25 protein-coding genes are annotated in these 22,578 nt (G+C 65.6%); 12 read left to right on the plus strand and 13 right to left on the minus strand.

Features of this window, described 5'->3' with window-relative positions; genetic code table 11:
• Positions 1-23 precede the first annotated feature (23 nt).
• The 4 genes from FGL91_RS13275 to FGL91_RS13290 all read left to right on the plus strand — a co-directional run bounded on the left by FGL91_RS13275 (position 24) and on the right by FGL91_RS13290 (position 3,506).
• Positions 24-452 (plus strand): cupin domain-containing protein, encoded by a 429-nt coding sequence (locus FGL91_RS13275; protein WP_153244022.1) that lies wholly within the window; start codon positions 24-26, stop codon positions 450-452.
• A gap of 227 nt (positions 453-679) precedes the next feature.
• The gene (locus FGL91_RS13280) at positions 680-1,345 is read left to right on the plus strand and encodes a Crp/Fnr family transcriptional regulator (RefSeq protein WP_227991621.1); all 666 of its coding nucleotides are present in this window, start codon (positions 680-682) and stop codon (positions 1,343-1,345) included.
• A gap of 63 nt (positions 1,346-1,408) precedes the next feature.
• Positions 1,409-2,029: a hypothetical protein gene (locus tag FGL91_RS13285; RefSeq protein ID WP_153244024.1), complete on the plus strand. Its 621-nt coding sequence runs from the start codon at positions 1,409-1,411 to the stop codon at positions 2,027-2,029.
• Between the two features lie 79 nt (positions 2,030-2,108).
• On the plus strand, positions 2,109-3,506 hold the full coding sequence (locus tag FGL91_RS13290; protein ID WP_153244025.1) for an IS1380 family transposase: 1,398 nt from the start codon (positions 2,109-2,111) through the stop codon (positions 3,504-3,506).
• Positions 3,507-3,625: 119 nt separating this feature from the next.
• Here the strand turns inward: FGL91_RS13290 and FGL91_RS13295 are convergent, their stop codons facing one another.
• A complete protein-coding gene (locus FGL91_RS13295) occupies positions 3,626-4,453 on the minus strand; it encodes a helix-turn-helix domain-containing protein (protein WP_153244026.1) in 828 nt (275 codons plus the stop codon).
• 84 nt (positions 4,454-4,537) lie between these two features.
• Between FGL91_RS13295 and FGL91_RS13300 the strand changes: the two genes are divergently transcribed.
• Positions 4,538-5,777, plus strand: a protein-coding gene (locus FGL91_RS13300) for an IS3 family transposase (RefSeq protein ID WP_153244027.1) whose coding sequence is annotated in 2 segments (ribosomal slippage) — positions 4,538-5,134 and positions 5,136-5,777 — 1,239 coding nt in all. Because the reading frame shifts where the segments join, the coding sequence is not laid out codon by codon here.
• A gap of 176 nt (positions 5,778-5,953) precedes the next feature.
• On the opposite strand, the gene FGL91_RS13305 is transcribed toward FGL91_RS13300, so the two are convergent.
• From FGL91_RS13305 to FGL91_RS13330, 6 genes are all read right to left on the minus strand, one after another.
• On the minus strand, positions 5,954-6,697 hold the full coding sequence (locus tag FGL91_RS13305) for an acyltransferase domain-containing protein (protein ID WP_153244028.1): 744 nt from the start codon (positions 6,695-6,697) through the stop codon (positions 5,954-5,956).
• Positions 6,694-7,905, minus strand: coding sequence for a Gfo/Idh/MocA family protein (locus tag FGL91_RS13310; RefSeq protein ID WP_153244029.1), 1,212 nt, complete (start codon positions 7,903-7,905; stop codon positions 6,694-6,696). Before FGL91_RS13310 ends, FGL91_RS13305 begins: the two co-directional genes overlap by 4 nt.
• On the minus strand, positions 7,895-8,809 hold the full coding sequence (locus tag FGL91_RS13315; protein ID WP_153244030.1) for a GH36 C-terminal domain-containing protein: 915 nt from the start codon (positions 8,807-8,809) through the stop codon (positions 7,895-7,897). Before FGL91_RS13315 ends, FGL91_RS13310 begins: the two co-directional genes overlap by 11 nt.
• Positions 8,810-8,865: 56 nt before the next feature.
• Positions 8,866-9,117, minus strand: coding sequence for a hypothetical protein (locus tag FGL91_RS13320; RefSeq protein WP_153244031.1), 252 nt, complete (start codon positions 9,115-9,117; stop codon positions 8,866-8,868).
• Positions 9,114-9,587, minus strand: coding sequence for a hypothetical protein (locus FGL91_RS13325; RefSeq protein WP_153244032.1), 474 nt, complete (start codon positions 9,585-9,587; stop codon positions 9,114-9,116). The genes FGL91_RS13320 and FGL91_RS13325 overlap by 4 nt, the downstream gene beginning before the upstream one ends.
• Before the next feature lie 63 nt (positions 9,588-9,650).
• Positions 9,651-10,013 carry a hypothetical protein gene (locus tag FGL91_RS13330; RefSeq protein WP_153244033.1) on the minus strand — a complete coding sequence of 121 codons (363 nt, stop codon included), beginning with the start codon at positions 10,011-10,013 and terminating at the stop codon, positions 9,651-9,653.
• An 80-nt stretch (positions 10,014-10,093) separates the two neighbouring features.
• On the opposite strand from FGL91_RS13330, the gene FGL91_RS13335 reads away from it, so the two are divergent.
• Positions 10,094-10,369, plus strand: a complete 276-nt coding sequence (locus FGL91_RS13335) for a hypothetical protein (protein WP_153244034.1) — start codon at positions 10,094-10,096, stop codon at positions 10,367-10,369.
• A gap of 541 nt (positions 10,370-10,910) precedes the next feature.
• On the opposite strand, the gene FGL91_RS13340 is transcribed toward FGL91_RS13335, so the two are convergent.
• A complete protein-coding gene (locus FGL91_RS13340) occupies positions 10,911-11,972 on the minus strand; it encodes a LacI family DNA-binding transcriptional regulator (RefSeq protein WP_153244035.1) in 1,062 nt (353 codons plus the stop codon).
• A gap of 187 nt (positions 11,973-12,159) precedes the next feature.
• Here FGL91_RS13340 and FGL91_RS13345 point away from each other — a divergent pair, with 187 nt between their 5' ends.
• From FGL91_RS13345 to FGL91_RS13365, 5 genes are read left to right on the plus strand one after another with little or no spacing between them, the layout of a single operon-like run.
• Positions 12,160-13,029, plus strand: coding sequence for an ABC transporter substrate-binding protein (locus FGL91_RS13345; protein WP_153244036.1), 870 nt, complete (start codon positions 12,160-12,162; stop codon positions 13,027-13,029).
• Positions 13,030-13,083: 54 nt separating this feature from the next.
• Positions 13,084-13,872 carry an amino acid ABC transporter permease gene (locus FGL91_RS13350; protein WP_153244037.1) on the plus strand — a complete coding sequence of 263 codons (789 nt, stop codon included), beginning with the start codon at positions 13,084-13,086 and terminating at the stop codon, positions 13,870-13,872.
• Positions 13,869-14,639, plus strand: coding sequence for an amino acid ABC transporter ATP-binding protein (locus FGL91_RS13355; RefSeq protein WP_153244038.1), 771 nt, complete (start codon positions 13,869-13,871; stop codon positions 14,637-14,639). Before FGL91_RS13350 ends, FGL91_RS13355 begins: the two co-directional genes overlap by 4 nt.
• A complete protein-coding gene (locus tag FGL91_RS13360) occupies positions 14,639-15,751 on the plus strand; it encodes a Gfo/Idh/MocA family oxidoreductase (RefSeq protein ID WP_153244039.1) in 1,113 nt (370 codons plus the stop codon). Before FGL91_RS13355 ends, FGL91_RS13360 begins: the two co-directional genes overlap by 1 nt.
• Positions 15,748-16,923: an NAD(P)/FAD-dependent oxidoreductase gene (locus FGL91_RS13365; RefSeq protein WP_153244040.1), complete on the plus strand. Its 1,176-nt coding sequence runs from the start codon at positions 15,748-15,750 to the stop codon at positions 16,921-16,923. Before FGL91_RS13360 ends, FGL91_RS13365 begins: the two co-directional genes overlap by 4 nt.
• 487 nt (positions 16,924-17,410) lie before the next feature.
• Here FGL91_RS13365 and FGL91_RS13370 read toward each other — a convergent pair whose 3' ends face one another.
• Positions 17,411-17,569, minus strand: coding sequence for a hypothetical protein (locus FGL91_RS13370; RefSeq protein ID WP_153244041.1), 159 nt, complete (start codon positions 17,567-17,569; stop codon positions 17,411-17,413).
• A 126-nt stretch (positions 17,570-17,695) separates the two neighbouring features.
• Here FGL91_RS13370 and FGL91_RS13375 point away from each other — a divergent pair, with 126 nt between their 5' ends.
• Positions 17,696-17,926, plus strand: a complete 231-nt coding sequence (locus tag FGL91_RS13375) for a hypothetical protein (protein WP_153244042.1) — start codon at positions 17,696-17,698, stop codon at positions 17,924-17,926.
• Positions 17,927-18,930: 1,004 nt separating this feature from the next.
• Here the strand turns inward: FGL91_RS13375 and FGL91_RS13380 are convergent.
• From FGL91_RS13380 to FGL91_RS13400, 4 genes are all read right to left on the minus strand, one after another.
• Positions 18,931-19,476: a pyridoxamine 5'-phosphate oxidase family protein gene (locus tag FGL91_RS13380; RefSeq protein WP_193762660.1), complete on the minus strand. Its 546-nt coding sequence runs from the start codon at positions 19,474-19,476 to the stop codon at positions 18,931-18,933.
• 779 nt (positions 19,477-20,255) lie between these two features.
• Positions 20,256-20,933 carry an NAD(P)-dependent oxidoreductase gene (locus FGL91_RS13385; RefSeq protein ID WP_194239220.1) on the minus strand — a complete coding sequence of 226 codons (678 nt, stop codon included), beginning with the start codon at positions 20,931-20,933 and terminating at the stop codon, positions 20,256-20,258.
• Between the two features lie 249 nt (positions 20,934-21,182).
• The gene (locus tag FGL91_RS13395; RefSeq protein ID WP_153244045.1) at positions 21,183-21,764 is read right to left on the minus strand and encodes a recombinase family protein; all 582 of its coding nucleotides are present in this window, start codon (positions 21,762-21,764) and stop codon (positions 21,183-21,185) included.
• A 190-nt stretch (positions 21,765-21,954) separates the two neighbouring features.
• Positions 21,955-22,572 (minus strand): nitroreductase family protein, encoded by a 618-nt coding sequence (locus FGL91_RS13400; protein WP_153244046.1) that lies wholly within the window; start codon positions 22,570-22,572, stop codon positions 21,955-21,957.
• Positions 22,573-22,578: the final 6 nt, after the last annotated feature.

Raw genomic sequence — 22,578 nt, forward strand, 5'->3', positions numbered from 1 at the left:
CTCAGAGAGAATATGAGGACAACATGACCGACAAGCACACCAATATAGGTAGGAACATCGAGCACTTCATCATCGCGGACATTGCGAAGGAGAACGCGAGCTTCCGAAAGGTGCTCTGGACCGGAAAGCACTCCCAGCTCGTGGCAATGACGGTTCCGGTGGGAGGAGAAATCGGTGACGAGGTGCACGAGACCACCGACCAGCTGCTGAGCTTCGTTTCCGGTACCGGAGAAGCCGACCTCGACGGTCACACCCACGCGGTCGATGCCGGCGATCTGTGTGCCGTTCCCGCAGGCACACGCCACAACTTCCGCAACACCGGTGACGAACCGTTGGTGCTCTACACGGTGTATTCACCACCCGAGCACGCGGTCGATGCAGAGTACACCACCAAGGAACTGGCAGACGCCGCCGAGGCCGCAGGTGAAGATACCCCTCCGCACGCGAAGTGAGCGAACGACATCCGAATGAGGAACACGGGAAGGGCCGCACGAATCTGAGGCCACTCCAACATATGCGCCCGAACGCGTAGCATTCAGAGTATTCGCTAGCTGTGGTTCACTCTGCCGTAACTCATACGGCTCACGGAATATCGCGTGTTGCCATACTAGTGAGGGAGAGGAGGCCTATGTTTATGCCGTTACCAACCGTGGACACAGCTCGCTCCGAAGAACTCTGCGTGGCACGGGTTCCGCTCTTTCTCGGGCTCACGCACGAACAGCAGCTCGAGGTCGCACGCGTGGCACGTCCAACACTGCTCGATCGCACTGAACGAGTGTACTCGGCAGGCTCGAACATTTCGCAACTGATGGTGGTGCATACCGGCCGAGTCAAAATCTCGCGAACGAGCCCCGACGGGCATGAGCAGATCATGCGGGTGCTCGGCGCCGGGGATTTCATCGGAGAGTCAGCGTTTCTCAGCGGTGTCCGCCCTGACCATGAAGCGACCGCACTCGAACCAGCACAATTGTGCGTGTTCCACCATGCTGATCTCGGTCGCCTCGTGGAGAAGCACCCGAGTATCGGGTTGCGAATGCTGGAGAGTGTCAGCCGGCGTCTGGGAGAGACCGAAGCGCGATTGGCCTCTGTCATCTCGGGAGATGTCACCTCCAGACTCGCAAGCTATCTGCTGGCTTTGCCCACGCGACATGGATCAGGGATTCACCCGGAGGTCGTGCTGCCATTGGCGAAGAAGGATATTGCCTCATTGCTGGACACGACCCCGGAATCGTTGAGTCGGCAGCTGCGCCATCTCAGCGACTCGGGCGTGATCGCACAAGCACCCCGGGGCAAGGTCACGATCACCGACGTCGACGCATTGAGCGCGCTCTCAACAAATTTGTGAAGAAGAAGGATTCGTAGGGTAATGGCAGTTCCTCAGTTTGAGCGCGGCACGAAGCGGCGACCCATGCGTGAGGTGCTGCAGTTTCTGCGTAGCAGGCCGCTCATGATCTTCGTCGTGATCGGCCTAGCTACCGGTGTAACCCTGTGGGCTCTCAGGCAGGCTCTGCCCCTCGCGGTGGTCGCATACATTGTCATCGAGGTTGTGATCTTCGTCACTGCCGTTGGTATGGTGCGCGATCTGATGAGCGGGCACTGGGAGCTCGACATTCTCGCAGTGATCGCGATGATCGCGACCCTTGCGGTTGGTGAGTATGTGGCGGGTCTCATCATCGCGCTGATGCTGACCGGCGGCGAGGCGCTCGAAGCACTCGCTGCGCGCCGGGCGAGCCGCGAACTCGACACCTTGCTGAATCAGGCACCGGTCTACGCGCAGCGTGTGGACCCGCATACCGGTGAGGTGGAACGCATTCCCATCGCAGATGTGGTGATCGCGGACGAACTCCTGGTGCGATCCACCGAAGTGCTACCCGTAGATGGCACCCTCATCTCGGCGCGAGCAGTCATCGACGAATCCTCGGTCACCGGCGAACCGCTCCCCGTCACATACCAGTCCGGTGACGCGCTGCTCTCGGGCACGATAAACCTCGATCCACCGATTGGGATTGAGGAGGGCGCGGCGCGTTAAGCCGAGAATGCCTATCGGATCAGGGAAAATTGATCTTGTCTAGAGTCCAATTCCCACAGATTCGAAAGGCATCTCGTAGATGCAATTCAAACATGCTCCGGCCGCCGTGTCTGTCTCATTCGATGACCCGAATCTCGTGTCGGCCGCGGGCCTGGTCCCGATCATGAAACTCGCCGAGAAAGCGGGCCTTCGCCGGCTCGCCGATCGGTGGCTCAGCGTCCCGACGGACAAGGGCGCCAACGCCGGCCAGAAAGTCGCCTCGCTCGTGGGCGGCATGGTCGCCGGGGCGGACTCGATCGATGACATGGCACTGCTGCGTCACGGCGGGATGCGCAACCTGTTCACGAAGTTGTACGCCCCCTCGACGCTGGGTTCGTTCCTGCGGGCCTTCACGTTCGGGCATGTCCGCCAGCTCGACGCGGTCGCGTCCCGGTTCCTGGCCGGCCTCTCCGAAGCGGCACCCGTGCTCGGCAGCGGGGCCGGCGACGGGTACGTGTTCGTCGATATTGACGACACGATCATCGAGGTCCACGGGCATCAGAAGCAGGGCGCCGGGTTCGGGTACTCCGGTGTTCGCGGCCTGAACGCGCTCCTCGCGACGGCGGCCACGACCACGTCGGCGCCGGTGATCCTCGCGCAACGGTCGCGCCGCGGCGGGACAGGCTCGCCACGCGGCGCCGCCCGGCTGGTCCGTGACAGCCTCGCCACCCTCTGCCGTCTCACCGGCACGCACGGCGCGGCGGTGCTGGTCCGCGCGGACTCCGCGTTCTATGGGCACGCCACGATCGATGCGGCGACCCGCGCCGGTGCTGCCGTGTCTGTCACCGCCCGGATGGACCCCGCGGTCAAACGCGCGATCACCGCCATCCCGGACGACGCGTGGGAGGCGATCGAGTACACCGACGCGATCTATGACGAGGACACCAAGCGGTGGATCTCCGTCGCGGAGGTCGCCGAGGTCCCGTTCACCGCGTTCACCTCCCGGAAGAAAGCCGAGCACATCGCCGGACGTCTGGTCGTGCGCCGCATCCCGGAACTGAACCAGAAGGACCTGGCCCAGCCGACCCTGTTCGACACGCACCGGTTCCACGCGTTCTTCACCACCAGCACCCTTGCCACCGTGGCCGCGGACAAGACCCACCGCGGTCACGCGATCATCGAGCAGGTCAACGCCGACTTGAAGAACAGCGCCCTGGCCCACCTGCCTTCCGGAGTGTTCAACGCGAACGCCGCCTGGCTCGTCCTCGCGGTGATCGCGTTCAACCTCACCCGTGCCGCCGCGACCATCGCCGGGGCCGGCCTGTCCAAAGCCACCACCGCAACGATCCGCCGGAAACTCGTCACCGTCCCGGCCAGGATCGCGTCCTCGGCGCGGCGTATCACCCTGCACCTGCCCGATCAGTGGCCATGGGAAACGGCGTGGACCGCGTTGTTCGAGCACGTCGGCGGCTCACCGCCACCGATCGCGACAACCTGACCATCCAGCCGTCGCCGGCGCAACCAGGGCTACCAGTGGAACACCCGGACAGACAGGTCCGGACCTCAACCGCGCCCCCGCGACCCCGAACTCGGTCCAGAACCCGCATCCTCGCCTTCCTACGATCCCTGGACGCCGACCACGCGGAGGAGGTCGAGTTTCTCCGCATCCGCAGAGCCCGGTGCGGCCGTATAGACGACGAGTCGAAGATCGAGGTCGTGCGTGGTCAGAATGTCGCAATCGAGCGTTACCGCTCCGACGGTCGCTGATCGCACGCGCTTTGGTCGAGCGGGTTGTCGTGTCACGTCCCACTCCCGCCACATGGTGTCGAAGGATGTGCTCTGACGACGGAGGTCCGCGATGAGCGACGCCAGGCCAGGATCGCGAGGGTAGGCGCTTGCAACCGTGTGCAGGTCGGCCACCAAGTCTCGCTGGAACGCCGTCGCCTCGCCATCTGCCCAGATCACGGGAATGTTGTTTGATGTGAAGGCCCGCCATACGAGATTGGCTTCTCGCCCCTCCCGCGCGACCTCTCCGGCGAAGAGCGCGTCCCACGTGGTGTTGGACTGCACGAAGTCCCACGACGCTGTGTACACGGCGACGGGAGTGTTTTCCAGTCGGTCCAGGATGCGGTGCACGCCCGGGCTCACGTGCGTCGAGATGATGCCCGCCGTCGGAGGAGCGATCCCCGCGGCTCGAAACAGGATGTCTCGTTCGGAGCTATTGACCCGCAACGCCCGCGCGAGTGATGCCAGCACTTGCGGCGAGGGGTTGCGGGCCCGACCCTGCTCCAGGCGGACCAGATAGTCGACGGAGATACCGGACAGCGCTGCAAGCTCCTCCCGTCGAAGGCCAGGACTCCGCCTATCGGCTCCTGCCGAAAGCCCCACGTCCGCGGGTCGCACCCTGTCACGCCAGGTGCGCAGCACAACTGCCAGATCATTCACAACTCTAGAGTCTCCCATCGGACAGCGGACTGGGTGTAAATCGGCCTGACTTTCGTTCCGTTCTTCAAGCAAGGATGGAACACGATGAACAGGAAGTATTCGCCGGAGATGCGTGAGCGGGCGTTGCGGATGCTCGCGGAGACGCGACCGTCGCACCCGAACATGATGAGCGCGGTCCGTCACGTCGCCGGGCTGCTCGGGATGAGCCCGGAGACACTGCGCCTCTGGCAGCGCCGCTTCGAGGTCGACCCGGGCGTGAAGCCCGGGCTGACGACGGATGCGGCGGCGGAGATCAAGCGGCTGCAGAAGGAGGTCTCGGAGTTGCGGAAGGCGAACGAGATCCTCAGGGCTGCGAGCATCTTTTTCGCGAAGGAGCTCGACCACCCCCTCGACGAGATGATCCGGTTCGTCAACGAACACCGGGATCGTTTCGGGGTCGAGCTCATCTGCCAGGTCCTGCGACCGGCGGTGAGAGGATTCTTCACCTCACGCGGCTATCGCGCCGCGGTGGGCCGCGCGCCGTCCGCGCGGCAGCTGCAGGATGATCTGCTCGTGCCCGAGATCGCCCGGCTGCATGCGGAGAACTACGGCGTCTACGGGCGCCGGAAGATGCACGCCCTCATGCGACGGCAAGGCTGGGACATCGGTCGCGACCAGACCGAACGCCTCATGCCCCTCGCCGGGGGTTCGCGGTGTCCGCAAGTCGAAGCGCGTGTTCACGACCCGCTCCGACACGACCACAGTGCTGCCGAGTGATCTCGTGAACCGTCGCTTCACCGCACCAGCGCCGCGACGGCTCTGGGTCTGCGACGTCACCTACGTCGCCACCTGGTCCGGGTTCGCCTACGTCGCATTCGTCACCGATGTCTACTCCCGCCGCATCGTCGGCTGGAACGTTGCGGCGACGCTGCGCTCCGAGATCCTGCCGATGCAGGCCCTGGACATGGCCGCCTGGAACGCCGGTGGGCGCCTCGACGGACTCATCCATCACGCGGACCACGGGTCGAACTACACCGCGATGGTCTACACCGAGAGGATCGTCGAACTCGGCGCTGTCCCCTCAACCGGGACCGTCGGCGACAGCTTTGATAACGCGATGGCCGAGGCCGTGAACAACCTCTACAAGACCGAACTGATCCGCCAGCGCGGGCCCTGGCGCACCGTCGAGCAGGTCGAGCTCGCGACCCTCGAATGGGTGTGGTGGTGGAACAACTCCCGCCTCCACGGCGAGCTCGACATGCGAACACCCGCCGAGGTCGAACAGGCGTATTACGCTGACCAGGAATCAGCCAATCCGGCACCTGTCGGACAAGGCTCCCGATAGGAACGAAAGTCAGGCCGATTCACTACCAGCCAAGGCACCAGCGAGTTCGAAGTGGTATCCGCCCCTTGTGGGGCAACAAGGTCAAGGCCGACGAGTGAGTCGGTTGAACCCACCGTCCCGAGCAAGGAGACGTCTGCCGAGGGCGGCAGTCTTCACACGGTCGACGCCCCGTGGAGTCAGTGAGAGTGTCGGGCCTTCAGCACTCCCGTTGGCATCGTCCAATTCCGACCGCGGCGCAGCGCTGAGGCGACCACTCGCTCAAGCCGCGACTTGGTCGGCAACGCGGGGTCGAGGACCTCGACGAGCGGGCGACGAAAAACGAACCTCGCGGCCTCCTCGCTGGCCAGCAGCGTCTCCTCATCGCCCGAGACGATGTCGAAACGCTCAGCGAATGCCGCGATGTTCGACCCGGCAAGCGCCGATGACAGTCGGGGGTCGAGAAGCCAGCTCGTACACGCGTACCGCGCGCTCCCGGTCAGCTCAGAGGCGCGGGCCAATGCGGCATCGACATCAGCTGGCAGCAGTGGTCCGAGTTCAGGGACGTGCAGGTGATGACCGTGTTCGCTCTCGCGCATGGAGACCTGAAGCCGCCCGGCGCTGAGCACGTCCGCTCGCATCAGCTCGAGCATCCATGGCACAACCGACGCGGCGCCGTACAGTCGGTGCTTTCGTCCGACGTCGATCAGCGTCTCGCGTGTCACGCCGGCGGGGACATCGGCTTCGCGGTGGCGCTCAAGTGCGACGGGTACGAGCTCGATCAGGGCACGCGCCACGGCGGCGCCCGACGCCCCGGGATCGATGGGGTGGGGCACCCCTTCAGTGCGGCGAATCAGCGCTCCGAGCTTGTCGACGAGCTCCCATGACACAGGCTCGTCGCGTTCGACGGCTTCAAGATCGAGTAAGGCTGCGTGCTGCGTCATGAGGCTATGCCCGGGTCCGATGTAGATCGACTCTGTCCGCCCTCGAAGTACGCGACCAGCTCCGGTGAGAGGGCCGGCACGTTCTGCACGTGACCACCTGATCGAATCGACTCGGTCGCCGCGATCCCCGTCGCCACCGCGTCTCTTGCGGCGACGGGAGACGTGTCGGTACGACCACCGTGCCGCACGAATCGCAAGAACTCAGCGATCAGGAGATCGTCGGCTCCTCCGTGGATCGCGCTCGCTCCCTCGGCGAGCTCGGTTACACGGTGTACCTCGTCGGGCTCTCCTGCGCCGTGTGTGCGTCGACGCCAGATGCGTACCTCTGCGTCGATCTCGTCTCCGAAGTTCTCCAGCCGGCCCTCGGTGCCGATAACCGTGTAGTTGCGCCAGTAGTCGGGCGTGAAGTGACACTGCTGGTAGGAGGCGAGGACGCCGTTGGACAACGTCATATTCACCTGCGAGAGGTCTTCAACGTCGAGGATCGGCGCCATGCCGGTCTGCGCGGTCGGCGGCCAGTTGTTGAGGCAGAACCAGTCCTGCATTCGCTCACCGGCATGGTCACTGCGACCTGTGATGTCGCCGTACACGGCCAGCGTCCCCATCGCATTCACGCTCATCGTGCGAGCGCCGCCTAGCCAGTGCAGGACGTCGATGTCATGCGCGCCCTTCTGTAAGAGCAGGCCCGTGGTGCGTCGGCGGTCGGCGTGCCAGTCCTTGAAGTAGTAGTCGCCGCCGTGACCTACGAAATGGCGGCACCAGATCGCCTTGACCTCCCCGATACGCCCGTCGAGGATCAGCTGTCGCATGAGCACGATCACCGGCATGTGCCTCATGTTGTGGCCGACGTACAAACGGGTTCCGGTGCGGTGCGCTGCTTCGAGGATGGTATCCGCGTCCGCGATTTTCGTCGCCAACGGCTTCTCGCAGAACACGGGAACGCCCGCCTCCAGCAGTGCCACGGTCACATCGGTGTGTTGATCATCGGGAGTGAGCACCAGCGCGGCGTCCACACCGGCGCTGATGAAGTCGTCAAGCGTGTCGGTCACGAAGGCATTCGGCAGCCTCTCGCGAGCGTCTGCTCGGCCGCGCTCGGCTGTATCAAGCACTGCCGAGACAAACGAGCCCCGGCCCGGACGTTGCACCTGGTCAGTCAGCTGAGCTCGATGCCCGAAGCCGACGATGCCGATACGAAGGTCAGTGGTCATCGGATGTCTCCTCGCTCACGCGGGTCAGCTCGATCAGGGCGGCAGTCTCGGGGCGCAGTGGGGGAAGCGAGAGTCCCGAGCGCGCGAGCACGGAACCCCCCAAGCGGAGCGGTGCGTTCAACGCTGCGTCGAACCAGGCCGGCCCGGTGCTCGTGCCCCGATCCGGCACCCCGAGCTCCGAGCGCACACGGACGTCATACCCAGCGCTCTCATCGAGCCCGGGGATCTGGACTCGCGCGGGGCGTCCGGCGGTCATGCCGATCTGGACTACAGCGAAAAGCGCACGGCTCCGATCTGGACTCACCACACCGAACAGTCGGACTGCTGGGTCGAACACGTCCGCGTTGACCAGACGCCCGGACGCCATCAGCGCACGGGTCTCTCGATAGAGTTCGGCGAACTGCGTTAGTGCGTCACGTTCCGCCTGATTCACCCGGAGCAGGTTCATCTCTATACCGGCGTGAGCGAACAGCGCCGTGATCAAAGGCAGGGTCCCGATGATGAGGGCGATGATGACGACGCACAGGGCCGTCATGGCCCATCCCAGCAGCCGGTAGCGGCGGCGCTGCTCTGTTGTGAGCTCGAGGGATTCACCGGTTGCGACGCGGTGGTTCACGATCTGCAGGTTGGTGCGTGACATCGCTCCGGCGAGGACCATCAGGACGACGCCGAGGCCGAGCGCGCCCGCGATGAGGTAGCTGCCTTCGATGGCTCGTCCGATCGCGGAGACGAGGAGCGTGACACCCAACGCGATGATCGTGATGAGCATGGCGATCGATCCGCGGGGCTGCAGCGTGGCGGAGGAGGACTGCATCCAGCCGCCCAGGATCGCGCAGAACGCAGGGATCAGGGACACGATCACCGCGGCCATGAAGACGTACTGGGAGATATCAATGCTGCTCATCGGGTGGGCCTCTCGTCAGTGGCGATCGTAAAGGGATTCGGGGACATCGCCGATACTCATTCGGACGACGTCGACGCGGCGAGCTCGTCGACGAGGTCGAGGAGCTGCTGCCAGCTGCGGATAGCGCGGATCCGCCCGGCGATGGTGATGACCGCCCAGGGGGTGGGGGTGTGGAGTTCGTAGCGGCGTTGGCCGTAGACGGTCACTTCGATGCCGCGGCTGATCCAGGTTGTCGTGTGCCCAGGGGCGGTGTCGGCGATCGCCTCGAGGAGTTCGGCGATGCGCGGGTCGGCGGCGGGTGCGGTCACGCTGGTTCTTCTCGTGAGGAGTGGCTGAGGATACGGGCTTGGACGAGGGGGAGCAGTGCCGCCTTCTGCGTGGCGGTGAGACGGGCGAAGTGGGCGGCGAGGGTGTCGAGGGCCTGTTCGAAGGTATCGGGGATGCCCTGGAGTGCGTTCTGGGCGCGCTGGGCGGTGCGTGCGGCCTGCGCGTCGGCGAGGTCGTCGAGTCGCCAAGTCTCGATGTCGGCGGAGTGCGGCCAGGAGCCGACCACGCGGGGCGCGTTGGGGCCGTTCATGAGGATCTTGGTGGGGACATCGGCGGGCTGACGGATCTGGAGGATGGCGCCGACGGGGAGACCCGCCTGGTAGGGCTGGAATGCACCCTTGGCGGCGCCGAGGATGTCGCTGGCGTCGAGCTCTCGGTACCAGTAGGCGATCTTCTGTCCGGGGAGGAGTCGCCGGCCGATGTAGACGACGCGTGATGCGCTGATGCTCATGGCTGTTCCATTCACGGGTTGGTACCCGGGAGCCTGGGGTGATCCGCCAGGCCCCCGGGGCGCTCAGGCGGAGAGAGGTTCGTGGGCCTTGGCTGCTGCGGGGCTGCCGAGCTGCTCGGCGCGCTGGGTGAGCCAGTAGGCGATGAGCGCGGGGTCGGCGGTGGCCGGGATCCCGGACTCTTCGGAGATCTCGCCTTCGCCGGTCTCGATCCACCAGGTGGCGCGCAGCACGTGAGGGTTGATGCCCGCACGGTCAGGGGCGCCGTCGGGGATGCGGCTTCCCAAGAGGATCTGGAGGGTGAAGAGCCCGCCCATCTCGGCCTCCACCTCGACGGGGAAGGGGACAAGAGCTGCGACCGCGGTCACGTGGTTGTCGATGCGCTCGATCTCCAAGGCATGGGCGGCACGCTCTGCGCTACGCGTCACCTCATCGAAGCGAGAAGCCCGCTGACAAGCTCAGTTAATACCGGACGTTCGGCCCCAAGCGGTGCCGGGAGTATCGCTCTATGATCGGCGAACGGCCTGCCACGCCTGCATGGTTTGTCGCAGCATCACATCTCTACCCCGGTGCGCGGCTGCGCCCCGAGTCGGTCGCACTGACAACCGGTGAGATACTCATCTTTGCGGCTAACAATCTCACTGCCGGAGTGCTCTCCGTGGACGCCAATGGATTCAGACTTCAAGTAGAGGAATATACGACGCCTACGGGCGCGCAGATCCCACAGAAAATATGGCGTCTCCGCATCGATGAGGGCCAGCTGGTCGTCCTGGCAAGAATCTGATCTTCGCTCGACAGACGTTGATACGGCTGCATGCCGACTCGCGGCCGATCCCCGAAGACGCCGTTGGACATTCAGACCGGAGGAGGGGAGGTGCTCGCTCAGGCAGCGCGCTTCCCGGCCGCAGCGGCGGCCACAGAGTCGTGGTCCTCGAACGTACTCAAGGCACCCGGCTGCTGCATCCCCAGGCGGGGTTGTCATGGCCGCGATCGATGATCTGTCGGAGCCGCAATACATGGCCCAGTCGCTGGGCTGGAACAAGAGACTCCTCCTACGCGATCGCAGGGTAGTCCACATGGATGGTCGGCCCAAATGATACTTGTGGATGATCTGTTTGGGGAGGAGGCTGAACGGGCCGAACGATCGCGGACACCCGTGCAGGTTCGGTTCTGGGGTTGAGGCAGGGGATCCTCAAGGCGGGATGCCGTGCTCCAGAACCTCCTTCCTAGAGGATGGCATCCCGTATCAGAGGTGTGCATCCGCGAACGATGTGTTCCCAGGCGGCCTTCCCGTACTTTCGAGGCCATTGCCCGTGTATTCCGTATCAGCGACGAGGAGCCGCCACCGATCCGCGTTCGACGAGCTGCTGCGGGAGGACGGTGGTTTCCGGGTTTCTCCCATCGCCGGCGATACGCCGCAGAAGCGTACGGGTAGCGTGTGCGCCGATCTCGCTGATCGGCTGCTCCATGACTGTGATGTCCGGGGTTGTGACGCTCATCCAATCCGCATCGTCGAAGGCGACAAGTGAGAGCTGATCCGGAATCGATACGCCCATCCGCCGCGCGGTTTGGAAGGCGGCGAGCGCGACGAGGCTGTCCGATGCAACGATCGCGGTCACGGGGTGGTCGCCGCCGAGGATGCGAGACGCTACCGTGTCGACGCCGTCGTGGCGCGCGTTGAGATGCACGCAGTCTTCTGGTCGGGGGACGCCCGCCGCAGTCAGGGTTTGTGTGAATCCTTCGACGCGCTCGGCGACTGCGGATGAGGAGAGGAGTTCCCCCGCGCGGAAAGCCCGCGGGTGCGTCAGTGTTGAGATGAAGGCGATGCGGCGGTGCCCGGCGCGCAACAGCAGTTCGGTCAGCTGGCGTGCTCCGGAGCGGTTATCGGTGACGACGGCATCAACCTCGAGCCCGGGCACGGTGCGGTCGAACAGTACGAGCGGTCGCCTGGCGTCGAGCACGGGCTGGAGGTTGTCTGCGGTGAGGGAGGAGGCGGGGGCGATCAGCAGTCCGTCCACCCGCTTCGCGAGTTGCACCGCGACCGCTTTGGCCTCGATCTCGGGCTCTTCATCGGAGTTCGAGAGGATGAGGTCGTATCCTGCTTCGGCTGCAACGTCAGCGGCGCCCCGGGTCGCCGCTGCGAAGTACGGGTTTTCGATGTCGCCGATTATGATGCCGAGTGTGTGTGAGCGCCCTGTGCTCATAGTGCGGGCCAGCGCGTTGGGCCGGTAGCCGAGGTCGTCTGCAGCTTTCTGCACACGGTCGCGCACGGCGTCGCTGACCGCTCCGTAGTCACCCAGGGCGCGTGCCGCCGTGGCCTTCGACACACGGGCGAGTCGTGCGACATCGCTTACGGTCGCCTCGTGGCTCGTGCTTGATTCCTTCATGCCACCTCCATCGGTGCCTCTCCCAAGGGCAGCGCTCGGATCCGACGCTAGCGGTTGACTGGGTCGCCGTGAGGCGTGTACTGTCCGATAAAACGCATTGAGACCGGTCTCAATCTAGCAGAGTGAGACCGGTCTCAGTGCAATTCATCCCAACCCCCACGCACCACGCAGTTCAGAGAGGAACCTCATGAGCATCCGCTCCACCCTCCGCCGCACGGCGATCGCCGCAGTGGCCGCCACTGCGGTCGTCGCGCTCGCCGCCTGCTCTCCCACCTCGAACGACGCCGGGGGTGACGGAACGGCGACGGACAATCCGTACGGGCTGATCACGCCCGGTGAGATCCGCGTCGCGAGCCTCGGTGACGCCAAGCCCTACACCTTCACGGACGAATCCGGCGAGTTCACCGGCTTCGACGTCGAGCTCTTCACCGACGTGGCCGGCCGCATCGGCATCGACGAGGTCGTGTTCACCGGCCAGGACTTCTCCGGGCTGCTCTCCGCCGTCGCCAACGGTCAGTTCGATGTGGGCGTGGCCGCGATCGGCATCACGGCCGAGCGCGAGGAGACGGTCGCGTTCTCCGACGGGTACCTCGCCGGATACCTCACCGTCATGGCCAGCCCCGACAGCGACATCAGCGACGAGGACAGCCTCGCCGGCAAACGTCTCGGCGTTGTCCAGGGTACGCTCCAGGAGGCCTACGCGGTGAAGAACTTCACCGACACCGAACTCGTGCGCTTCCCGGACAACAACTCCGCGATCTCGGCCGTCAACAGCGGTTCGATCGACGCGCACTTCCTCGACTTCGAGGCCGCGAAGGAGTACGCCGAGCAGTACGGACTCGAGAACGCCATCGACATCCCCTCGTTCGATGCACCTGCCGGATTCGCGATCGCGAAGGACAAGCCGGAGTTCAAGAAGGCTCTCGATGAAGCGCTGCACGAGGCCATGGAGGACGGCACGTGGAAGGAGCTCTACGAGAAGTGGTTCCCGGGCTCGCCGATGCCCGACCAGTACCTGCCCAGCGATGAGCAGACCGAGGGCGACGGCGGCGAGTAGCCGCCTCACCGGGTGCGGGGCCTCGGCCCCGCACCCCGACTAGGAGATATCCCCATGGACTGGCTCGACAAGATCATCCAGACATTCCTCGACTTCGACGCGATGTGGCAGGTGATGCCGCAGCTGCTCGGAACGGGCTTGGTGAACACCCTGATCATCTCGGTGGCCGCCACGGTGCTCGGCATCGTGATCGGCATGATCCTCGCGGTCATGGGCGTCGCCCGCACCGCATGGCTGCGCATTCCCGCCCGCATCTACACCGACATCTTCCGCGGACTGCCCGCGATCCTCACCATCCTGCTGATCGGCCAGGGCTTCGCCGCGCTGAGTCGCCAGATCTTCGGACCATCCCCGTACCCGCTCGGAATCCTGGCTCTGAGCCTGATCGCGGGCGCCTACATCGGAGAGATATTCCGCGCCGGCATCCAGAGCGTCGAGCGAGGCCAACTCGAGGCCTGCCGTGCGTTGGGGATGACCTACGGCAGCGCCATGCGCCTCGTCGTCGTGCCGCAGGGCATCCGCCGGGTGCTTCCGGCACTGGTCAACCAGTTCATCGCAATCGTGAAGGACTCCAGCCTCGTGTACTTCCTCGGTCTGCTCGTGAGCGAACGCGAGCTGTTCCGCGTCGGACAGGATGCCGCCGTCCTGACGGGCAACCTGTCGCCGCTCGTGATGGCCGGAATCTTCTACCTGATCATCACCGTGCCGCTGACGCACCTCGTGAACTACTTCGACAATCGCTTCCGCGTCGGCCGTCGCAAGCCGACGCCTCCCAAGAGCGGCCTCGACGAGGTCGCCGAACAGACCCTCAGCCCGGCGCTCACCCGTGGAGAGAACACATGACCTACACATCGCCGCTCCCCGTGACCGACGGCCACTTCTACGCGGGATCCCGCCTGCAGATCGAGAACCTCGCCATGGCATACGGCGACATCGATGTCATCCGCGATGTCTCGATCACCGTCGAGCCCGGTACCACCACGTGCATCATCGGTCCGTCCGGATCGGGCAAGTCCACGCTGCTGCGCGGGGTGAACCGCCTGCACGAGCCGAAGGGCGGACGCGTGATGCTCGCCGATGACGACGCCCTCGCGCTCAAGCCCGACGTGCTCCGACGGCGCGTCGGCCTGGTCTTCCAGCACTTCAACCTCTTTCCCGACCACACCGCGCTGCAGAACGTGGCTCTCGCGCTGCGGAACGTCAAGCGGATGTCGAAGGGGGAGGGCGAGCAGCTCGCGCTGGCCAGGCTGACCGAGGTCGGCCTCGCCGAGCGCGCCGACCACCGCCCGAGGGATCTCTCCGGCGGGCAGCAGCAGCGCGTCGCGATCGCCCGTGCGCTCGCTATGCAGCCGGAGGTGATGCTCTTCGACGAGGCCACCAGCGCCCTCGACCCCGAGCTCGTGAAGGGTGTTCTGAACCTCATGGCCGAACTCGCTCAGCGTGGGATGACGATGCTCGTCGTGACCCACGAGATGGGCTTCGCCCGCAAGGTCGCCGACCAGGTCGTCTTCATGGATGAAGGCCGTGTCGTCGAGGCGGGCACACCGGACGAGATCTTCGACGCGCCGAAGAGCGACCGGCTGCGACTGTTCCTCTCGGAGGTGCTGTGATGGCCGATGCCGCGCTTCCCGCCCTCCGCACCGCGGTGGTCGGGTACGGCGTCTCCGGCCGGGTGTTCCACAGCCCCCTGATCACGGCGGACCCGGCGTACTCGCTCGACATGATCGTCACCGGCGATCCGAGCAGGGCGTCGGATGCCGCGGAGAGATACCCGGCCGCGTCCGTCCTGGCATCCGTCGACGACATGCTCGCGCGCGCCGACGAACTCGACCTCGTCGCGATCGGCACTCCGCCGGCGACCCACGCGCAGATCGCGACCGCGGCTCTCGACGCCGGGCTCGACGTGGTCGTCGACAAGCCCTTCACGGTGACCTCGGCCGAGGGCCGCGCGCTCATCGCACGGGCGGAGCAGAGAGGGCGTCGGCTCACGGTATTCCAGAACCGCCGGTGGGATGGCGACTTCCTCACGGTGCAGGAACTCGTCTCGACCGGGCGCCTCGGTGCCGTACGACGCTTCGAATCGCGGTTCGAGTGGTACAAGCCCGAGGTGCGGGCGACCTGGAAGGCGGAGGCGACCGCACAGCACGGCGGCGGCATCCTGTTCGATCTCGGCACGCATCTGATCGATCAGGCCGTGCGGCTCTTCGGCCCGATCGTCGATGTCACGGCCGAGCTCGGCGTGAACCGGCCGGGAGACCGGGCCGACGACGACGCCTTCGTCGCGCTCCGACACTCCACCGGCACGATCTCGCATCTGTGGATGAACTCGCTCGCCCCGCAGTTCGGCCCCCGTTTCCACGTTCTGGGTTCTCGCGGTGGCTACACCAGCCACGGGCTCGACGGACAGGAGGCCGCACTCGACCGCGGCGTCTCGCCGATCGACGCGGGTTACGGCACAACCCCCGCAGACCGCTGGGGCGTGCTCGGGGTCGAGGGCTCGCTCGCGCCGCACCCGACCCTCCGCGGTGACTACGGCGCGTTCTACCGCCTGTTGGCTGACAGCATCCGTCAGGGCGGACCGCTTCCCGTCGACCCGATGGACTCCGTGAGCGTGCTCGAGGTGATCGAGAGGATCCACGCCGGCACCCCGCTGCGCATGGGCCTCGATCACGTCGACGACCGCGTCGACGACCGCACCACTCCGAATGAAGGACAACGATGACCCCCCAGCCCCCTCTGCACGTCGCCGTCATCGGCGCAGGCATCCTCGGCACCTCGACGGCCGCCCACCTCGCCCGCACGGGCGCCCGGGTCACGCTCGTCACCTCCGGGAAGCCGGGCGATGGCGCATCCGGCCGGTCGATCGCCTGGCTGAACTCCTCCGGCGCCCGCTCGACCGAGTACCGCTACCTGCGCCTGATCGGCATCGACCGATACCGCACCTGGAAGGAGCAGCATCCGGAGAGCAGCAGCTATCTGCGGTTCGACGGCGCCCTGAAGTGGGGAGCGGATGACGAGAGCTTCCGCGACACCTTCGCCTACGAACGCGCGGGCGGATACGACTCGGTCTGGGTCGAGCCGACGAGGATCGCGGAGTTCGCCCCCGACGTCGACGCTGACGCGGTCGCCGCTGAGGGTGCGATCTTCAACCCCGGAGAAGGGTGGGTGAACCTGCCCGATCTGATCGCGGCCCTTCTCGCCGAGGCGGTCGCGAGCGGTGTCGAGGTCATCGAGGACGCGGGGGATGTCCGCGTCGACGTGCGCGGCGACGCGGTCGTCGGCGTCGTTCTCGGCGACGGCACAGCTCTCGCGGCGGACCGGGTCGTCCTCGCGACCGGCGGGCAGGTGCCTGCCCAGCTGGCGGCGCTCGGCGTGACGGTTCCCGATGCCACGCCCGCGGCGTTCGTCGTGATGACCGAGCCGGTCGAGCCGCGCGTGCGGACCGTCCTGAACACGCCGCGCGTCGCCGTGCGCCCGATGCCGGACGGTCGGCTGGTGCTCGACGCGGACTGGGCCGAGAAGTCGATCGAGTTCGGCGCGGACGGATCCCTCACCGTGCCCGATGCCTCCGTGCAGGGACTGCTCGAGGAGGGTGCGCGCGTTCTCGCCGGGAATCCGCGACTCACGGTCCAGCGGGTCGCCGCCGGTCTGAAGCCGATCCCCGGCGACGGTGAACCGGTCGTCGGTGCCGTCTCGGCGATCTCCGGGCTCTACACGCTGTTCACCCACTCTGGCGCGACGCTCGGCCTCATCCTCGGCGAACTGCTTGCCGAGGAGATCGTCACGGGTCGGCCGTCTCCGGTGCTCGATGCCTTCCGTCTGGATCGCTTCGATGCGGATGTCGAGCTCGGCGAGGTGGGCATCGGCGCCTGGGCGCCGGTCACGCAGCAGTAACTGATCGCTCGTTCCGGGTGGATCTCACCAGGCCGCCGTGCGCTCTTCCTGGATCTGGCAGGCCCCCTGCCAGATCCAGGAGCGGAGCCGGTCGGCGTCGATTTCTACTTTGACGCCGAACGTCCGCTGTCCATCGCGTCACCTGGACGACGTAGCGCACGTTCGTCTCTCGGAACTGCAGCTATGCCGGGCCCCAGAGTTTCGTCGCGTCGGGGACGACCGGGACGGGTTGCGAGAAGAGACGCAACTGCTCCGCGTCAAGGGTTCGAAGTGGGCCGTTCTTGCGTTCCTCTCGCAGTTTGCGTACCCACGCAGAACTGATGGATGCAGTCAACTACGCTCGGTACGCGCCGCGTTGAGTTCATGCTCGGCCCCTTTACGGTCTAAAGCGGCGTGGCTCAGGCGGGCCACCCGAACAATGCCTACACGGAAAAGGCGGCGGCACCTTGATCGAGGTGCCGCCGCCTGCGAGGCACAGTGTTGTTGCTCAGCCCGTGAAGTTGACGGACGAGGCGAGGTTGTCCATCCAGCTCAGCGATGCTGCGTTGCCATTGATCTTGTAGACAGAGCCTGTGAGGTTGACGTCGTTGTACAGGTAGGTCTTGCACGGCGACGCCGACTGCACCGAGGAGATGGAGTTCTTCATGCTGTTCGTCCAGCTCCACGAGTAGTCGCTCAGTCGACTGATCACGAAGTTGTGCGAGGAACACCCGGAACCGACCGTCGTGGTGAACAAATGTGAACCGCACGACCGGAGACAGGGGGCAAGGATATGAGCGATTACGAACAAGACAGTCCCAGCGCGGAGGCCGCGCAGCGGGTGTTCGCGGAGGCCGCGCAGCGAATCGAGATGAACCGGGTCACGGCTGGCCGAGAAGTCGACATCGCGGCCGGGGATCGGCTCACCCTCATCGCTGAGGGCATGCGGGCAACGGATCGCGCACGTACGACGATGACGGGGGAGGCGGCCGAGGAACCAGCGTCGACGAGCTCGCCGGTGTGATCGAGGACCTGTCGGCCCGCCCGTGGCACACGGGGCCGCTGCGGGAGTCCGTCGATCGATGGGTGGATGCTCAGCTCGACGAGACGCACCAGGCAGTGGTGGCGCGGGACAGGGGTATCGGCATCCAGGAAACGAGCGCCGTAAACCGGTCCCGGCGGACGTATCTGGCTGCTCCCGAGGCTTGCGCAAGCGTGACGAGGGTTAGTGACTATCCGAGGATTTACTACACCACTCGGCCACCTGCGGATCATGAGCGGAGGGTGGCGCGGGCGGGCGCTGAAGGCTATAGGGGGAGAGAGAAACCGCCCGACCGCGTCGAAGATTCCGGTTCCCAGGAAGGTGCCACCACCCCATCGATGCCGTAGACGGGAAGCCAGAGTCCCATCATCACCGAGGTCCCGCAAGACCATTCTCAGCCAGGAGTGGCGCGGTGAAGGTGTGACAGGGTCTTCAGGGGAGCTAATCGAGTAGCACGCGGGACGGCGGCTGCGCGCTAATGGTCGGAACCAGCTCTGCGACGACGAGTGCTCTCCTGAGACGCAAGCGGATGCCCCGCGAGGGATCAACCCCCTTCCGGCGCTCTGCGCTCCGTCTATCGTCGGCATACCGGGGGTCTCAGCTTCCTCGGGCACTACCGGAGACCCTGCACGGACCACAGCGCTCGCGGAGGTCTCCGGGCCCTTTCAGGAGGGGGTTCGCGGAAAGTCGATCCCCCTCATGCGCGGGGGCGTATGAGGGGGACCCGACATCTCACTCCGCAAAGCGGAGGGCACGCGCTAACTGCTCCCGGTATCCCCAGATCCCGGCTCACCGACTCCCCAGAGGTAGTGCGAGAAAGCGCAACCCACCGTCGGGAGACGTCACCACTCTGTCAGGTCGGCATCGCCGCGGCACCTCCTCTGGGGTGCAGATACAAAGACGCGCCAAACACGCCGATATAGACTTGTAGCTAATCCACTATGGCCAAAAGTCCATACGCGCCAGGGTGACTCTTGACGATGCCCTCACGATTGCGACGGAGGCTGAAAGTGAGGGATGGGGGCAGGCCGCTCACCCCGGAGCTCTTGGTGTCGCGATCGCGCTGTCTCCGTGACCGGCACGGCGTAGACCGGGGGAGTGGGGCGCGCGACCTTCGGGAACCGGCGGCCGGTGATCTCGCTGGCGGTAACTTTCAGCACGAACAGCTTCGGCATCGCTGTCCACGACTTGAAGTGCTCAACTCCCACACGGTGCAGCTCGGCCTCGCTGGTGACCTGCTCCACAACTCCTCGGACCACCACACTCCAGAAATCCGCGTCGTCGACACCGTCGACCTCGACCGCGACTCGGGGCTGAGAAGCGACCGCAAGGAACTTCGAGTCCACCGCTGACCGAATATAGATGGTTCGGTCGACGGCGAGATGATTCACCGGTCGGATGTCGGGAAATCCGTCCGCTCCGGTGAAGGCGAGCCGGCAGAGTTGCGTCGTCCGGAGTAGTTCCCAGCAGTCCGCCTCGCCAAGCTCGTCAGGGCGAAGACCAGGCTGAGAGTCTTCCGATCTTGCAGTCATCACTGACCTCCTATGAGCCGGAACACTGTGTCGATTTTGATAGTGCTCTATCTCGATGATCCCACCAGGCCGAGGAGCGCTCGAGGCCCGCGCGTCTGAGAGCAGATCCCAGTTCCGGGACGCGCAATCCGACTCCCCCTTCTTCGGGGCAGACGGAAAACCCAACTTTCTCGGCAAAACAGCAGGCGTCATCAAAGGACAAGCTCAGCGATAAGTGGCGTCGCCTCGCTCGAGAACAGTATTTCTCACGGCCAGGGCCGACTCGGTGCCCATTCCCCGCAAACGATCGTTTACGGGGCCGCAGCCCTCCTGGGACGCTTCTCTCGGTCGCTGTATCCCAACTATCTAACAAAAGCCGAGGCTGTACAGATAGTCGAGCGGCCCCCGGGAGACGGTGACCCACTATCTGTCGGCGCACCATCGGTCTGATGGCGAGTCGGGCGATCCGGGAATCTTATAGATGTGTCCGTTTCCCCAGGCCTGAAACAGTGATGACTGAGCTCGTCCGGGCGGCGTCCAGAAGCCCTTGTCGTAAGCACGGTTGGGTGTCATGCTGGCGTCAGGGTTGCGGGCCTGGGGAGGCTCGCGACAAGCCGCGGGCGATTCCCCCTCATGCTGGCGGCCGCACGCTGAGGGCTGCTCCGCCCAGCCGTTTCCCGGTCACCGCGGGGTAGCCCTCGGCGTCCGGGGTTGACGGCGTGCAGCACGCGATGCGCTATCCGTCTGAAGCCACCGAGCGCCGGGCCGGACGAGTCGCGATCGTCGGACTTGCTGGGCGCCTAGCGGTCGCTGACAAACGGTGAGCTGCGTGAGTAATCGCCGTTGGCAACGGTTTCCGTAATGAATCGGGCGAGGTCGCTTCGACGGAGTGTGGTGCGACGCCCCGACAGGTGCGCGTCGTGGTCGACTTCTCTTGCAGCACCGTCGACCAGGCCGGGGACCCGAACGAGCGTCCAGTCGAGACCGCTGCGTTGCCAGATCGCGCGCTCTGCGATCTTGTCCTTCGCGAGCATGCCGCCGAGCGAGTTTAGTAGCCAAAAGATGATCCGGTCCCGGTTCCTTTTGCGATCCCCGGGAAGAGTGAGACCTGCGCCGCTAATGCCGACGTACCGGCTCACGTGCGCATCGCCCATCGCGCGGACCACGATCGCCGCGGTGTCGCGCAGAAGAGTGGTGTCTTTGACGACGGGGCCGAGCGCGGAGGCGACGGCATCGGCACCGTTGATCGCTGTGGCGACCGCTGCCGTATCCCGGATGTCGCCCGCCGCAATGGTGACACGGTCAGCCACGGTTGCTGCTTTCGCGGGCTCGCGGACGAGCATCGCGACGTCATGGCCGTCTGCGAGCAAATCGGCGGCGAGTAGGCGACCTGTGCGACCAGTGCCACCTAGGGCGTGTCTCCCAATCGCGGGGGGGTGACCCGCGATTCTGGCCGGCAAACTGTTCAGCGAACCCACGATCGAGAAGTTGGACGTCCTGGCCTCTAAGCTCCCCGCCTGAGACTACGATCTCGTCGAGTGTGTCGCTGTGCGATGTTCAGATCGCACAGCGACACACTCGTCACGATGGGGTCACGTTGGTGGCTGCGTGCAGTGCGGCGGTGAAGTAGCCCGGGGAAGCACCGACACCTTTGTCCGCGACGTGCTCGGGCCCAGCGATGTGAGCAGCTTCGCTCGGTGTCGTCCTTCTCGCTTCGCTCGGTGTCGTCAGGCGGCGGGTGGGTTCGCTCCGCCGCGCTGGATCGCTCGGTACACGGTTGAGCGGGCGACACCGAAGAGCTCGGCGATTTCGCTCGTGGTGTGCGTGCCGGCACGGTGCAGCGCGACCAGGTGCTTCTCCTCCGAGACGGAGAGCTTGGGCTTCTTTCCGCGGAGCTTGCCCGCGGCCTTCGCTATCGCCATCCCCTCGCGCGTGCGGGCACGGATGAGGTCGGCTTCGAACTCCGCGACCATCCCGAGGACGTTGAACAGCAGTCGCCCAACGGGATCGGTTGGGTCGTAGACGGAACCTCCGAGCTTCAGCGTCACGCCCTTGCGCGTCAGCTCGTCGGCGATATCACGAGCGTCGGGGAGTGATCTTGCGAGGCGATCGAGCTTGGTGACGACCAGGACGTCACCTTTGCGGACCGCGGCAAGCGCTTCGCGGAGCCCCGGGCGTTCACGGTTCGTTCCGGTCATGCCGTGGTCGACGTGCACGTTCTCGGGATCGACGCCGAGCGAGTGGAGGCCGTCCCGCTGCGCGGCGAGGTCCTGCCCAGAGGTTGAGACGCGGGCGTATCCGACAAGCATGCGGCGACTGTAGCGTCTAGGGCACCTTCACCGGGCATTTTTGCGGGACAGTCTTACGGGAATCGAAGGCTTAGGTAGTTGCTGGGTTCTGGTCGTTCACCCGGATGGTCCGCACCTGTACCGGTGGACGACCCCTCAGCGGGCCGCCGGTTCACTGTCATCGTGCAGTCGCGATCCTGTAGGTTCTGGCTCAGGGAGTTCTCATGCGTCGCGCACGGATACCCCGGTCACGGCTCTGCGGCATCTGCCCGAAGTGAGGCCCGGGGTCGAGGATCGGGCGCGACGAGCTCGTCAGGCGGTCCCGCAGGGCGTCGTCGATGCTGCCGACGTACAGCCAGCCCATCAGCAGTTCGTGATCGGCCAGCCCGTGCGCGGCCCGTACTTCGGGCGAGTTGGCCAGGTGTCCCGTGCGCCATTTGACGCCCCAGCCGGCCTGCCAGAGGGCCAGTTGGAGCAGGTGGCCGACGCCGGCGGCGGTGGCGTGCTGTTCCCATTCGGGCACGTCGGGGTGTTCTCGAGGGCTGGCGACCAGGGCGATGAGCAGCTCCGCGCGGAAGGGCTTGGGGTTGCGCTCCCCAGGTTCGCGGTCGACGCTGCCGGCGGCGTCCAGTGCCTCGCCGAGTCGGGTGCGGTCCTCGCCACGGAGTGTGATGAGCCGCCACGGGCGAAGGGACTTGTGGTCGGCTACCGGGGTCGCTGCGCCGAGCAGGTGCATGAGCTCCGCATCGGTCGGCGTCTCCGGTCCCACTTTGCCCAGTGAGCGCCGAGTCGCCATGGCTTCGAGCAGGGGATCAGAGAAGTGGACCATGTATCC

The sequence above is a fragment of the Microbacterium sp. CBA3102 genome (assembly GCF_007954505.1).
GTDB lineage: Bacteria > Actinomycetota > Actinomycetes > Actinomycetales > Microbacteriaceae > Microbacterium > Microbacterium aurugineum.

Coding starts and splice junctions, on each gene's coding strand:
- FGL91_RS13275 (WP_153244022.1), top strand. CDS start 24: ATGACCGACAAGCACACCAATATAGGTAGGAACATCGAGCACTTCATC.
- FGL91_RS13285 (WP_153244024.1), top strand. CDS start 1,409: ATGCGTGAGGTGCTGCAGTTTCTGCGTAGCAGGCCGCTCATGATCTTC.
- FGL91_RS13290 (WP_153244025.1), top strand. CDS start 2,109: ATGCAATTCAAACATGCTCCGGCCGCCGTGTCTGTCTCATTCGATGAC.
- FGL91_RS13305 (WP_153244028.1), bottom strand. CDS start 6,697: ATGACGCAGCACGCAGCCTTACTCGATCTTGAAGCCGTCGAACGCGAC.
- FGL91_RS13310 (WP_153244029.1), bottom strand. CDS start 7,905: ATGACCACTGACCTTCGTATCGGCATCGTCGGCTTCGGGCATCGAGCT.
- FGL91_RS13315 (WP_153244030.1), bottom strand. CDS start 8,809: ATGAGCAGCATTGATATCTCCCAGTACGTCTTCATGGCCGCGGTGATC.
- FGL91_RS13325 (WP_153244032.1), bottom strand. CDS start 9,587: ATGAGCATCAGCGCATCACGCGTCGTCTACATCGGCCGGCGACTCCTC.
- FGL91_RS13335 (WP_153244034.1), top strand. CDS start 10,094: ATGATCGGCGAACGGCCTGCCACGCCTGCATGGTTTGTCGCAGCATCA.
- FGL91_RS13340 (WP_153244035.1), bottom strand. CDS start 11,972: ATGAAGGAATCAAGCACGAGCCACGAGGCGACCGTAAGCGATGTCGCA.
- FGL91_RS13345 (WP_153244036.1), top strand. CDS start 12,160: ATGAGCATCCGCTCCACCCTCCGCCGCACGGCGATCGCCGCAGTGGCC.
- FGL91_RS13350 (WP_153244037.1), top strand. CDS start 13,084: ATGGACTGGCTCGACAAGATCATCCAGACATTCCTCGACTTCGACGCG.
- FGL91_RS13355 (WP_153244038.1), top strand. CDS start 13,869: ATGACCTACACATCGCCGCTCCCCGTGACCGACGGCCACTTCTACGCG.
- FGL91_RS13360 (WP_153244039.1), top strand. CDS start 14,639: ATGGCCGATGCCGCGCTTCCCGCCCTCCGCACCGCGGTGGTCGGGTAC.
- FGL91_RS13365 (WP_153244040.1), top strand. CDS start 15,748: ATGACCCCCCAGCCCCCTCTGCACGTCGCCGTCATCGGCGCAGGCATC.
- FGL91_RS13370 (WP_153244041.1), bottom strand. CDS start 17,569: ATGAAGAACTCCATCTCCTCGGTGCAGTCGGCGTCGCCGTGCAAGACC.
- FGL91_RS13375 (WP_153244042.1), top strand. CDS start 17,696: ATGAGCGATTACGAACAAGACAGTCCCAGCGCGGAGGCCGCGCAGCGG.
- FGL91_RS13380 (WP_193762660.1), bottom strand. CDS start 19,476: ATGACTGCAAGATCGGAAGACTCTCAGCCTGGTCTTCGCCCTGACGAG.
- FGL91_RS13395 (WP_153244045.1), bottom strand. CDS start 21,764: ATGCTTGTCGGATACGCCCGCGTCTCAACCTCTGGGCAGGACCTCGCC.
- FGL91_RS13400 (WP_153244046.1), bottom strand. CDS start 22,572: ATGGTCCACTTCTCTGATCCCCTGCTCGAAGCCATGGCGACTCGGCGC.